The sequence below is a fragment of the Paenibacillus sp. FSL R7-0340 genome (genome assembly GCF_038002205.1).
Lineage (GTDB): Bacteria > Bacillota > Bacilli > Paenibacillales > Paenibacillaceae > Paenibacillus > Paenibacillus polymyxa_B.
Window position 1 is genome coordinate 975,902 of the sequence record NZ_JBBOBY010000001.1, and the last position, 12,565, is coordinate 988,466.

Here is a 12,565-nt window from a genome sequence, read left to right on the forward strand (position 1 = left end):
GTCATTTGACTTCAAATCAGTATGCAATGTTCTTGCAACGATTTATTAAAAATCCAAAGCGAGTTGGAAGTGTTTTGCCCAGTTCACGGTTTCTGGCGAGTAAAATGGTTCAATCTGTGTCATGGGATGATGTGAGCACAATTGCAGAATTCGGTTCTGGCACAGGAGCTATCACACGCTTTATCGAACTGCGAGTAAATCGATCTGCTATTGATAAAATCGATTTTGTGCCCCTCAATTTTCCTCCTGCTTTTGTTTATACATGCCGTAAGAAAGAGGGGATTTAAGTGAGTTATGACACACTAATTCATTGGATTGCGCAGTTTGGTTATGCTGCTTTATTCTTTGCATTATGGCTCGGAATTGTTGGAATGCCAATACCGGACGAGGTTGTCGTTATGACCGGCGGAGCCGTTAGCAAAGTAGGATTACTCCACTATTTCCCAGCATTTATTATCACTTATTTAGGAGTTATCTCCGGGCTATCTCTTGGTTATATTCTAGGCAGGTTTTTCGGTTCGCCGGTGCTGGATAAACTTCGCCATAAAAAAAATTTGGGGAAGCATATACAAACATCAGAACACCTTCTAAATAAATATGGAAATATTGCATTGAGTTTTAGCTACTTTTTTCCGGTGGTGAGGCATATTGTTCCCTATTTAGTCGGAATTAATAAAATGTCATTTCGCCGTTATATTCTTTATTCCTATACAGCCGGGCTTGTTTGGACGTCTGTCTTTTTTGTAGTTGGCCAATTTGCAGGTGGTCATGTGGAAACAATCGGGACAATGATTTATCACTACGGTATATATGTGGGACTTGCCTTCATCATAGGAATTGTCATATTCATGATTCTTAAAAGTCGGAAAAGGAGCAAAGCGTGATGTGTGGAATCAACCTTTAGGAGATTTAGATAATACGGTAGTAGTTCAAATTCTGAATTTACACGAGAAAATAGATGATCTCCCAAGAGAGCCGCGATATATAAAAACCGTTTGGGGAGTTGGGTAGAAAATTGAAACTGATAAACGGCAAAAGAAATGTTTGCTTTGAGATTTTTTTGGCGTTAGTTTTCAGTCTCGTCATTGCATATCTCAGTTTCGCCATTGTAATAACTTGTATCAATTTGTTTGTAAATCGATTACAAGCGGGATATTTTTTTCTAAAGCTAGACCAGCCTTTATTTTCCCCTTTTTTTAAACTGACCCGACACATGTTTAAATACATTTTTGATTTGCCCGAAGGTTCGCAAGTTCACTTTTGATAGATTTAAAGGAAATACAACAAAGTTATGATTTCACTGTTGCTATATATTCTAGCAGCTCAAACGATTTTCACATAAGGCGAAATGCTGATTTAAAAATATTAATCGTCCTAGTCAGATATACCCCCACCAACTCCCGAATTTCATTTCATCATCAATAATAAGAATCGTTTCTTTGGCATATGAAAGCATCCTTTCTGTGCCTTCAGTTTATGCCGATTTCTCTTAACATAAAAGGAAAGTGATTCTTAAACGTTTCTGAGATTTGATTTTTTGAAAGGAGAGCTGTGATCCATGAAAAAAGGAACGAAAGAAAAAATGTTGATTCTTACCGGAAATTATGGAGATGGTCACATTCAAGTAGCCCAAGCGATACAAGATGCGATGCAAATTCGATTTCCTCATATGGAACCTGTCATTATTGATTTTATGGAATGGGTCCATCCTTATATGAATCATTTGAGTCGAAATGTTTATCTCCAAGCCGTAAAAACATTCCCTCAAGTTTATGGATATCTATATCAGAAAACGCGGAGACAAAACACCCTATCCTATATCATAAAGACCGTTTTTTCTACAGGAATCGGACGAATGATGAAATTGATTAATGAAATACAGCCTGCTATTGTAGTATGCACCTTCCCTTTGGCGGCAGGCGTGATGTCGAAGTTGAAATCATATGGTTCAATCGATATTCATACTGTTACTATCATTACCGATCACACGGATCATAGTTCATGGATTTATCCATATACAGATCAATATATTGTGGGTTCCAGAAGTGTACGTGATTCTTTAATTCAATTAGGTGTTGAAGAGACTCGGATTGCAGATACGGGAATTCCCATTCGCCCGCAATTTTCTCAGTCCATAGAAAGAGAGAAAACAGCTAAGAAGTATGGTTTAGATCCTCATATGCCTACTGTGCTTGTGATGGGAGGAGGTTGCGGCATGATTGGCGATGGAAGCTCTACTATTCAGAAATTTGATCTATTGTCACAGCCTGTACAATTCATCATTGTTTGTGGGCATAATGAAAAACTTCGAATGAAATTGAATGAGAGTCTGAAAATTTCCAAACATCGCATCTATTTAACAGGTTATATTAACTATGTTCATGAGTTAATGGCTATATCTGATATTATGATTACCAAACCAGGAGGAGTCACGACTTTTGAGGCGATTGCTATGGCACTGCCGATGCTACTTTGTAAACCAATCCCTGGTCAAGAACAGGATAATGCCAAATTTTTAGTTCGTTCTGGGGTAGCCATTCATGCAGAGACATCTGGGGATCTAACCGAGCGCCTATCGGAATTACTAGATGATGCAAAACTTCTTCAACATATGATAGAAAATACTAAACAGTTCCATCCTAAAGAGTCCGCGTTTGGTTCATTAGAAGTTATTTTTGGAACTATTGCAATAAATAATAGATCCAGTGAAATAAAGATATGCTCCTAGAAAAAAGGCAAGCATGGATTTATTACTGTTAAAAAGGAGCAGGATCATGAAGCAGACATTCATAATTCTCATTAGTGCATTACTCGTATACACGATTATCCCGACCCTTATAATCCGACTATTTGGAATCGGAGTTTATAAAAGGGGAACGGGCGAGCAGCCCATTGCGTTAACTTTTGATGACGGTCCGGACCCAGAATTTACGCCTCTTTTGCTTGATTTATTAAAGAAATATAATATAAAGAGTACCTTTTTTGTCCTTGGTCGCAAAGCAGAGAAATATCCCGATTTAATCCAACGGATGCACAATGAAGGACATCTTGTCGGAATCCACAATTATGTACATTGGTCAAATGCTTTAATGAGTCCTAAGAGGGTTCGCGAGCAGGTAAACAAAACGGCCAATGTCATTAATCGTATTATTGGAGAGAAAGCCTTCTATTATCGGCCCCCGTGGGGAGTCATTAACCTATTTGATTTTTTTCTGATGAAGCAATTTCGCATGATTCTTTGGTCTGTTATTGTAGGTGACTGGAAGAGCTCTGGCGGCAAGCAAAAAATTAAGCAAAGGCTGCTGTCCAAGCTAAGGGGTGGAGCTGTTATCGTTCTTCATGATAGCGGGCAAACGTTTGGAGCTGACAGGGATGCACCTGCATACATGTTGGAGGCATTAAATGAATTTATCATTGAAGCATTATATACGGGATATTGTTTTCAGAGAGTAGATGAGAAAAGAGCTGCATAATGAACAGGCTAAATATATGAGCATTAATTATGGTACGGCCGTGATAAGCGCGGCTTTTTTGTTTTACATAAACACATTATCTGTCAGCACTCTCGAGGATTATACTTAAAAAACAGAGTAAGTTTAATTTGGATACTAAAAATCAAAACTTAAGCCCGGGACAAAGTATTGTTCGGGGCTTAAGTTTTTTTACTTATACATCAAGGTTGCCGGAGTGGCCTTCTTCTGATCCAATGGAACGGGTCAGAACTCCTTCGAAAGGCAAAGTAAGAGTAAATTTAAATATGTTATTTATATGAATGAGCGTTAAGGTTCCTCCATGCAACTCAATAATGTTTCTAGCAATAGAAAGGCCCAGACCTGCTCCCGTTTGAATGCCTTCACTACTTCTTGAATGGTCTACTTTATAAAAACGATTGAAGAGTTTATTTTCTTGCTCTTGTGTGAGGGGATTCCCTTTATTTTCGATCTCAATACTAATTTGCTTATTATCCAACTTCATTAAAATACGTACGGTTCCTGGCTTTACAGAGTACTTAAGGGCATTCATGAGTAGATTATCGATTGCTCTGGCAATTTTTTTACTGTCAATAACGGTTATAATAGGAGAGTTACCTAAGTCTTTAATAATATGGATACCGTTCTCTTGAGCGATCGGTTCAAATTCAAAAATTAATTGATCTAGAAGCTGGAATACATCGATTTTATTTAGGTCCAGGCGGGTATCGACCGAAGTAAGTCGGGTATATTCAAACAAATCATCGAGCAATTTTTTTAAATGAATAGCTTTGTTATAAGTGTTTTGAACAAATCGCGTATATTCATCTTTATTTTGAAATGAATTTGTTCTTAAGAGTTCTATATAGCCAATAATGCTTGTAAGTGGCGTACGCAAGTCGTGTGATATGCCTGTTATCATTTCCAACTTGGAGATTTCTAGTTCACGTTCCTTTTCGATCTGCTGTTGTAGACGTTCCGCCATCAAGTTGATATTAAACGCAACCCTCCCAAGCTCATCATTTCGCATGACAGGCACTCGATAGCTTAAATTACCCTCGGATATAATTTGAAGCCCCTGCTCCAACGAAATTAAGTCTCTTACGATTCGTCGAGTTAAAGCTAGGAAAGTAATAATAAAGTTAACCATAAACAGGGGGGGGAAAATATACGGAATGAAATTGAGGAGCCACTCGGATTCCATGCCATGGCCAATATCCAGTAAAAGTAAAATAAGCATGTTATTTATGGTTGTGGCGATAATGAGACTTAGCATCATTCTGATTAAAATATTGACCTGAATCATCCTTTTTTTTCGTTTTGGTTTTTGCACATGTTCAGTCAATTTTATAACCAACTCCCCAAATCGTTTTAATATACTGAGGATCTCTGGGAAACTCCTCTAATTTCTCTCGTAAATTACGAATATGGACCATCACGGTATTATCGGAATACCCAATAGGATCTTTCCACACGCTTTCGTAAATCTTATCAAAGCTAAATACTTGCCCAGGGTGGCTTGCAAGCAACTCTAGAATTGAAAACTCAAGAGGGGTCAGCGAAATGTTATTTTCTTTCAATGTAACGGAATGTTTACTCTTATCGATCACAAGATCTTTGATGAATATAACAGAATTAAATTCTTCTTTTCCTATTAATGATTGTCGCTGCAAATGAGCTTTTACTCGAGCGAGTAATTCTAACGGATTAAAGGGTTTTATCATGTAATCGTCCGCACCGGGAGTAAGACCCGAAATTTTACCAATATCTTCTTCCTCCCCCGATAGCATGATAATGGGGGTGCTCGATATTTCCCTTATTTTAATGCAAGCATTAATGCCATCCATTTGTGGCATCTTAATATCTAAGATGACCAGTTCGAAAGAGATTGATCTTATTAAATCTAACGCTTCCAGACCATTTGCAACTTCTATGACAAAGTATCCTTCATTGCGCAAATAAACGTGAATGACATCTCGAATCTCTGTATCGTCACCTACAACAAGTATTGTATCCATTACATGATGCCCCTTTCCTACTTTTTATGATTACGGCTACTAAAATTCTATAATTAAGACAAACCCAATGATTGCTACGAAAAGTTTATTAATACCGATTATTGCCTCCCCTTTTGCGACAGGTATATACAAAAGCTGGAGGGAAATTGAAAGGTACGAACTCGATTTTTTCGATGATTAAATCTTCGGCAAATTTTTTTTTCATTTGAAGTGAGTACTGATAAGCGACAAAAATCCCTTCTGGTTTTAGTGCCTTAATAATCTGACTAAGTAAGGTTTCTCGCATTTCACTCGTAAAATTAAAAAATGGCAATCCGCTAATAATACAATCAAGCTGGCCGATGTCATCTTGATTCAATTTTTTGATTAATTGGCAAGCGTTTGAATGACACGCGAAATCCGGGTATTTTGTCTTCAGAGTAGCTCTCATTTTCTTATCCCTTTCGAACAATAGCACTCTTGTTGATCCGGTTAACTGTGGCTTCATGAAACGTGTAATAGCACCTGTACCTGACCCGAGTTCTGCGACTGCCTTTACCTCATTCCATGGTATAGACTCAACGATTTTAGCTGCTAGAAATCGGGAGCTAGGTATAACACTTCCTACTCGTTGTGGATTTGTGAGAAAACCTTGCAAAAAAAGTAGACATTCACTGATATTCAACTGTTTTTCCCCCATTATTTAATTTCTCCCTTTTGGGTACCCAACAAATAAAGGGATGATATACCGAACAACTGGAAGGAATAATCCAAAACATATTGCCATATCTCCTCGTTTTGTTATTTATATCAATATAAAAATAGTAACGAAAAAATCTAAGGATTTTACGAGGATATATCTAAAGAAAATCTGAAGATATGTACACTATTCAGACTCGAAGTCTGCAAGAAGTGCATGAAAATCAGAAAGCTGATCTGATTGAAGAACCCAAAAAGCCTTGCCAACAAAAAAGTTGGCGAGGCTTTTTATTACGTAAATTGTTGATAAGATTCCCTATAAATAAGATGTGAGAGGGAATACCCCTTACCAACTAATGTTAAGGAATTCTTTAGAAAAATCCTCTAAAGTTCTTCAGAGTTTATCATTATGATGGGTTCATTGCTATAGATGAACCTAATCAGGAGATGATAACGTGACTCACCCTACAAAACAAACCTTCCTTTCAACTTGGCTGTCTCTTCTATGGCTTACAGTGGTTCCGTTATTGTATATTTTCTACGGTATACTTAACCATCCTACCGAACACGTCTATAGCCTCGTAACGGATCTAGATCGCCTAACGCCATTCGTTCCGTCCTTTATTATTCCTTATGTTCTTTGGTACCCGTTCATTGCATCTGTACTGATCGGACTTGCGTTCAAGGACAGAACAGCTTATTACCGGACGCTACTTGCGCTCTGTGGAGGGCTGATCCTTTCTTATATCGTCTATGCCCTTTTCCAAACGGCTGTTCACCGTCCAGACAATCTAGCCCAGACAGGCGTCATCAACCGTTTGGTCTGGTTGGTGTACAGCCATGACCAGCCGTTTAACTGTTTCCCGAGCATTCATGTGCTAACCAGCTACCTGATGCTTCGTGGAGCAAGGGTATTCGGAAGAACGATTCGCTGGGCAGTCACCGCGATGTCTATTGTCATTATAGCGTCCACTTTGCTGGTCAAGCAGCATGTACTAGCAGATGTCGTTGGCGGTATCCTAGCCGGAGAGCTGTTGTACCGATCGGCGGGCATAGCCTTATCATACCTACGGGGACATAGAAATCGCCTGACTCTGAAAGGAGGCGAGCGTCATGTTTCTGCTGAGTAAAGAGAGACGCTCATTCATATCTCATTTTATGAGAAAACCCTGACATATGATTACATTGCTAGATCGTTTCATCCCGAAATACTTTTAGCCAAAGCAGAAAGCAATCTGCACGTGTCTATGATTCATTTGTAGTTGCTCAAAAGAGAACAATAGATAATTCATATAAGAATGTGTTTGTACAATTATTTAAAAATAGAAAGAGGGGGTTCTATGAAAAAACGTATGTTCATTTTATTGCTGTTGGCCTTATCAACCAGTTCTTTTTCAGGGTCCTTTGTTCAAGCAGAGGGGCAGCAATTGGCTTCCAATGCAAGTGTGAAACTAACATTGAGTCAAGCCCAGCAATGGGCGCGATCCAATAGCTTTAGCTTGAAGGAGGCCCAGCAAACGATAGATCGCAATCGGATTAACTTGAAAAATGCAGGTAAGAATCTGGACTTCATTCCCGCAGGTACAGGTAATGGAGAAGAGGATGCGGCCAGTAGTTCAGCATGGAAGGGGTATGCCTCATCGACGGTTTCTTATCTGGAATCCAAGAAGCAAATCGAGCTTGCCCAAGATCAGACAGACTACACTACAATGAAGAACTATTATGAGGTACTTCTGGCTGATAACAAGGTGAAGAGCAGTGAGGATGCACTTTCGCTTGCATTATTGGAGGAAAAAGCTGCTGAGGCAAAAGCCAACCGTGGAAAAATTTCTCCAAGTGATCAAAGCAGCATTATTCAGACTCGTATAGAAGCACAAAAAAATATAGAGATTGCAAAAGCTGCGTTGCAAAAAGCGATGGATTCACTAAATACCCAAATGGGGCAACCGCAAGGTACGGTCTATGAACTGGTGGATCGACCTGTTTACCGAAAAATGGATAGCACGAATTTGGATACGCTTGTGACACGTGCCATTTCGGCGAGTCCTTCGGTATGGAGACAGGAGGAGGCTGTCAAGCTGGCAAAGATGGAAGTTAAATATTACACGTGGAACTCAGGGAATGATGATTATGAAATTAAACAGATTGATGTAGATTCAGCACAAGGTGGACTGGAAAATACCAAAGACCAATTGGCAGAAACATTGAAGAGTATGTACTTTAATTTACAGCAAAATGATGAGCAATACGAACAACTGCAAAGTAATCTGCAGAACGCTAATAAAGTATTAAACATTTCTCGTAAAAAAAAGGAACGGGGATTTGCCACAGGTACGGAGGTCGCTACTAATCAGTTAAAAGTGAAGCAAATAGAACGGAATATGGATGAATTGATTGTTCAAATGACACAGTTACAACATGTTTTAAACAAACCGTGGAGTGTATAGGATTTAAAAAAATATATTTAAGGGGATATGACATTGCCGGAAACAGTAAAAAAAGATGCATTGCAAATATTAAGAAAAAAAGGAAGATTAAAAGTGATCATAGGTATTCTGGCCTTGATCATTATAGTGGGAATCGGTGGTACTGTTTATATGAATAGGGGGCAGGAAAAGCCCGTGGAGGGTCCTGCGAATCAGATTGTTCAGGTGAAAAAAACCAATATAACCGAATCGCTTGCCGTGACTGGGACCGTTCAGGCTTCCAAGGAAGTGAATATTAATTTTACAAATGTCGAGGGTGCCAAGCTCATTGCGGTCAATGTCAAAGCAGGAGATAGTGTTAAGGCGGGCCAGGTTTTAGCTCGTTTAGATGATTCAGATGCCAAATTACAAATTAAAGATGCCCAGTCCAATGTTGCGATTGCAAGGGCCAAGCTAGAGGAAGCCAAGCGTGGACCAAAGCAAATTGATATTGAGCTCCAGAAGGCAAATGTCCTAAAGACACAGATGGCGATTAAAACAGCCAAGGACGGGACGGAGTTAGAGGAAGCCGCTGCACAAAAAGAGGTTGCCAAGGTGACCTTGGATAAAGCCCAGAAGGATTATGATGACCAGACTTATCTAGTTCAGAATGATGCGGCCGCAGAAAGTGACCTGGCGACGGCCAAGCAAAGCTTGGATAAGGCAAAATTGGATATGAGTAATGCCGAGCTTCAATACAAGAAGGCACAGATCAGACAAAACCAGGCTATTGAAGATGCTGAAATGGGTTATAAAACCGCTTTAATTCAATTAAAGGCAGCACAGTCCCCGCCTGAAGCTTCCAACATTCAATCTGCACAGGCTTCTTTACAGCAGGCCGAAACAGAATTGGAGCAAAAGAAAAGTGTTCTGAATAAATTACAGGTTACGGCGCCGTGGGATGGGATTGTTTTGAAGGTCAACGGCGATGTGGGCACCAGTCCTACTGCACCTTTTATCATAATGAATAACTCCAATACAGGGGTCATGAAGGTTAGTGCCAAGGTTAACGAAAGTGATATCGCCAAATTGAAGACCGGACTTCAGGCTACAATGCATACCAATTCATTTCCGGACAAGCAATTCAAAGGAGAAGTTCTTTTTGTTTCTCCAGAGCCAGTTGTGGAATCCAATGTGACTACATACAAAGTTGAATTGTCTTTGGATAGCCAAAAAATAAGGCTGCAACCGGGGATGAACATGGATGTATCCCTTCTGTTAGCTGAACACAAAGACGCGCTGTCTGTGCCATTGTTTGCATTGAGATCTGAAGGTGGTGTAGATGGAGTATATGTGGCGAAGAACGCGGCAAATCCTGCTGATTATGGATTTAGACCGGTGAAACTAGGCGTCTATACAGCGGATCAGGCCGAAATCAAGTCTGGTGTCAAGGAAGGCGAAACTATTGTTATTCCTCCTCAGAACAGCAGTGCTGATCCGAATGGCAGTGGAGGGGGGCAGGCACAATGAGCGAAACTCAATCCAATAAAACGGTGATCGAAATTAAAGAACTGAAAAAAATGTATGAAGTAGGCGGTCAGGAGATTCAGGCTCTGCGCAGCGTGAATTTATCCATTAGCGAAGGTGAGTTTGTTGCTATCATGGGACCCTCTGGTTCGGGCAAGTCTACCATGATGAATGTCATTGGTTGCCTGGATCATCCGGATACCGGAAAATACTACCTGGATGGGTATTCCATATTGGATGCTCGTGAGAAAGAACTTTCGGAGATTAGAAATCAGAAACTAGGTTTTGTGTTTCAAAAATTTTATTTACTTCCCCGAACTACAGCATTAGCCAATGTAGAGCTACCTATGATGTATGCAGGTATACCTGCCAAGGAACGCCGGGAACGAGCCGTGGAGGCGCTACGAAGCGTTGGCCTTGCCGAACGGATGTATAACAAGCCTAACGAGCTTTCTGGTGGTCAGCAGCAGCGTGTCTCCATTGCACGTGCATTGGTAAATAATCCTGTTATTCTGCTGGCAGATGAACCTACGGGCGCACTGGATACGAAAACGAGTATTGAGATTATGGAACTGTTTCAAGGGTTGAATGAGCTGGGAAAAACTATAGTTCTGGTTACTCATGAGCTGGAAATAGCTGAATATGCCAAACGATTGATTAGTTTTCGGGATGGCAATATTGAGCGGGATGAGCAAATTACGAATAGACGAATTTCATCAAGGACGGTAAGCCTATGAATGTGATGGAAACGATCCGTGTATTAATGAATAGCTTAACCACCAACAAGATGCGTTCATTTTTAACGATACTCGGTATTATTATTGGGGTGGCAGCGGTTATTGCCATTATGGCAATCGGAAACGGTTCTAAAGCCAGTATTAAGGAGGAAATAAATAGTCTAGGGAATAACGTGATTATGGTTGCTCCAGCCATGCCAATGACCGAGGAAGAAGTCAATGGGGACAACTTGCCCTCCTTTACGTGGGTTGATATCAAGGCAATGGAACAAAAGAGTTCGATTGCGGCATTAATGCCCAGTATTTCGAGCAATTCAAAAGTTGTATGGGGTCGATATAACTATAATGCAACTATTATAGGAACATCCGCTTCATTTTATAAAGTTAAAAAGTTTTCCTTTGCTGAAGGCAGGACATTTACCAACGATGAGTTGGATAAACGTATGAATGTTGCTATTCTGGAAAGCCAAGCGGTTGTACGTCTTTTTGGTGGGGATACCAAAAACGTGGTGGGACGAACGTTTCAAATTAAACAGATCCCCTTCAAAGTGATCGGAGTATTGAATTCTCAGCCCGTTACGAATTTAAGCCGCAGTACAAATGATCAAATTTACATCCCTGCTACAACCATGATGAACCGTCTGGGTGAGAAAAATATCACCAGCCTAGATGTCTCCGCCAAGTCACCAGCTTTGATGGATCAAGCTCGTTCAGATATATTGGATAGCTTGCGTGTGACGCATCAGCTAAAACCCTCAGAACCGGATCAATTTCAAACTATGAGTCTGTCCGAAGCAGCAGGTGCAGCTTTGGGTGTAGATAATATCATGAGCAAATTGCTGGGAGGTGTAGCCGCAATATCGCTCGTGGTAGGGGGAATCGGAATTATGAATATTATGATGGTCTCCGTTATAGAGCGTACAAGAGAAATCGGTATTCGCAAAGCGATTGGCGCCAAGCCTAGAGATATTATGATTCAATTCCTGTTTGAAGCAGTCATTTTCGGTCTAATGGGAGGTATACTTGGGGTTGCTGCTGGCATAGGAGCGTCTAAAATAATTGAAGCAACAACTCGTATGACCATTGAATTCACGGTCTCGCCGATCATATATTCGTTTCTTAGCTCTGCAGGTATAGGTATCTTATTTGGGGTATACCCAGCTTATAAAGCAGCGAGATTGAAGCCGATAGATGCATTGAGATACGAATAATTTTATTGAAAAATGTTCATGAAACGTAAATAGGTATTGTTGAGGGTGCAGTATTTGTTGAAAAGCAATCGAAACAGGAAGGAAAAGTAATGCCAAAAATCTTGTTATAGATGTATTAAGAAAACGAAAAAAGACGAGAGAATACTCTTCACATAGAGAACTATTTGATTATCACTGGGATACCCTCGATTTTGTAATTCAAGAGGAAGTCGAGCGAATTCTTTTGATGGTAAGTAATGACGAGCAAAGGACTGTACTCGAATTGCGCCTAGTCCAAGGATACTCCATAAAAGAAACAGCTAAAATTTTAAACAAGAGCGAAGCTGCCGTGAAGTCGTCGCTGTACAGAGCTTCTAAACATATTAAATTAAGATATATTTCATGAACTGATTGGGAAGAACCTAATAAGCAGTAGGACTGACAGTATTCTTTTTGCTAAAAAAGCTTTTTTTTCAAGCTCTGATCCTTAAATATCTTGTTATTGATCCAACCAATACCTCTAGTTTATCTGTTATCTAA

Annotated in this window: 13 protein-coding genes and 1 pseudogene; 11 read left to right on the plus strand and 3 right to left on the minus strand. The window is 39.9% G+C overall.

Going from position 1 to position 12,565, the window contains the following annotated elements; all coding sequences use genetic code 11:
• Window positions 1-5: 5 nt before the first annotated feature.
• The 5 genes and pseudogenes from MKX59_RS04245 (at window position 6) to MKX59_RS04265 (ending at window position 3,473) form a co-directional block, all read left to right on the plus strand.
• On the plus strand, window positions 6-287 hold the full coding sequence (locus MKX59_RS04245) for a hypothetical protein (protein WP_028541746.1): 282 nt from the start codon (window positions 6-8) through the stop codon (window positions 285-287).
• Entirely contained in the window at window positions 288-884 is a 597-nt protein-coding gene (locus MKX59_RS04250; protein WP_069080145.1) for a DedA family protein, read from the plus strand.
• Window position 885: 1 nt separating this feature from the next.
• Window positions 886-1,011, plus strand: a pseudogene (locus MKX59_RS04255) (winged helix-turn-helix domain-containing protein); the annotation flags it as partial.
• A gap of 547 nt (window positions 1,012-1,558) precedes the next feature.
• The gene (locus MKX59_RS04260; protein ID WP_076264958.1) at window positions 1,559-2,728 is read left to right on the plus strand and encodes an MGDG synthase family glycosyltransferase; all 1,170 of its coding nucleotides are present in this window, start codon (window positions 1,559-1,561) and stop codon (window positions 2,726-2,728) included.
• 46 nt (window positions 2,729-2,774) lie between these two features.
• A complete protein-coding gene (locus MKX59_RS04265; RefSeq protein WP_076264959.1) occupies window positions 2,775-3,473 on the plus strand; it encodes a polysaccharide deacetylase family protein in 699 nt (232 codons plus the stop codon).
• 193 nt (window positions 3,474-3,666) lie between these two features.
• Here the strand turns inward: MKX59_RS04265 and MKX59_RS04270 are convergent, their stop codons facing one another.
• From MKX59_RS04270 to MKX59_RS04280, 3 genes are all read right to left on the minus strand, one after another.
• On the minus strand, window positions 3,667-4,815 hold the full coding sequence (locus MKX59_RS04270; RefSeq protein ID WP_075154804.1) for a sensor histidine kinase: 1,149 nt from the start codon (window positions 4,813-4,815) through the stop codon (window positions 3,667-3,669).
• The gene (locus MKX59_RS04275) at window positions 4,808-5,488 is read right to left on the minus strand and encodes a response regulator transcription factor (protein ID WP_053326157.1); all 681 of its coding nucleotides are present in this window, start codon (window positions 5,486-5,488) and stop codon (window positions 4,808-4,810) included. Before MKX59_RS04275 ends, MKX59_RS04270 begins: the two co-directional genes overlap by 8 nt.
• An 88-nt stretch (window positions 5,489-5,576) precedes the next feature.
• Window positions 5,577-6,167 carry a class I SAM-dependent methyltransferase gene (locus MKX59_RS04280; protein WP_076264960.1) on the minus strand — a complete coding sequence of 197 codons (591 nt, stop codon included), beginning with the start codon at window positions 6,165-6,167 and terminating at the stop codon, window positions 5,577-5,579.
• A 454-nt stretch (window positions 6,168-6,621) separates the two neighbouring features.
• On the opposite strand from MKX59_RS04280, the gene MKX59_RS04285 reads away from it, so the two are divergent.
• The 6 genes from MKX59_RS04285 (at window position 6,622) to MKX59_RS04310 (ending at window position 12,431) form a co-directional block, all read left to right on the plus strand.
• Entirely contained in the window at window positions 6,622-7,296 is a 675-nt protein-coding gene (locus MKX59_RS04285; RefSeq protein ID WP_028541750.1) for a phosphatase PAP2 family protein, read from the plus strand.
• Between the two features lie 210 nt (window positions 7,297-7,506).
• Complete coding sequence (locus MKX59_RS04290; RefSeq protein ID WP_340857675.1) at window positions 7,507-8,613, plus strand: TolC family protein; 1,107 nt, start codon at window positions 7,507-7,509, stop codon at window positions 8,611-8,613.
• 33 nt (window positions 8,614-8,646) lie between these two features.
• A complete protein-coding gene (locus tag MKX59_RS04295; RefSeq protein ID WP_340857677.1) occupies window positions 8,647-10,101 on the plus strand; it encodes an efflux RND transporter periplasmic adaptor subunit in 1,455 nt (484 codons plus the stop codon).
• The gene (locus tag MKX59_RS04300; protein ID WP_076264962.1) at window positions 10,098-10,835 is read left to right on the plus strand and encodes an ABC transporter ATP-binding protein; all 738 of its coding nucleotides are present in this window, start codon (window positions 10,098-10,100) and stop codon (window positions 10,833-10,835) included. The genes MKX59_RS04295 and MKX59_RS04300 overlap by 4 nt, the downstream gene beginning before the upstream one ends.
• Window positions 10,832-12,046, plus strand: coding sequence for an ABC transporter permease (locus tag MKX59_RS04305; RefSeq protein ID WP_076264963.1), 1,215 nt, complete (start codon window positions 10,832-10,834; stop codon window positions 12,044-12,046). Before MKX59_RS04300 ends, MKX59_RS04305 begins: the two co-directional genes overlap by 4 nt.
• 106 nt (window positions 12,047-12,152) lie before the next feature.
• The gene (locus MKX59_RS04310) at window positions 12,153-12,431 is read left to right on the plus strand and encodes an RNA polymerase sigma factor (RefSeq protein ID WP_256703655.1); all 279 of its coding nucleotides are present in this window, start codon (window positions 12,153-12,155) and stop codon (window positions 12,429-12,431) included.
• The last annotated feature ends 134 nt before the right edge of the window (window positions 12,432-12,565 follow it).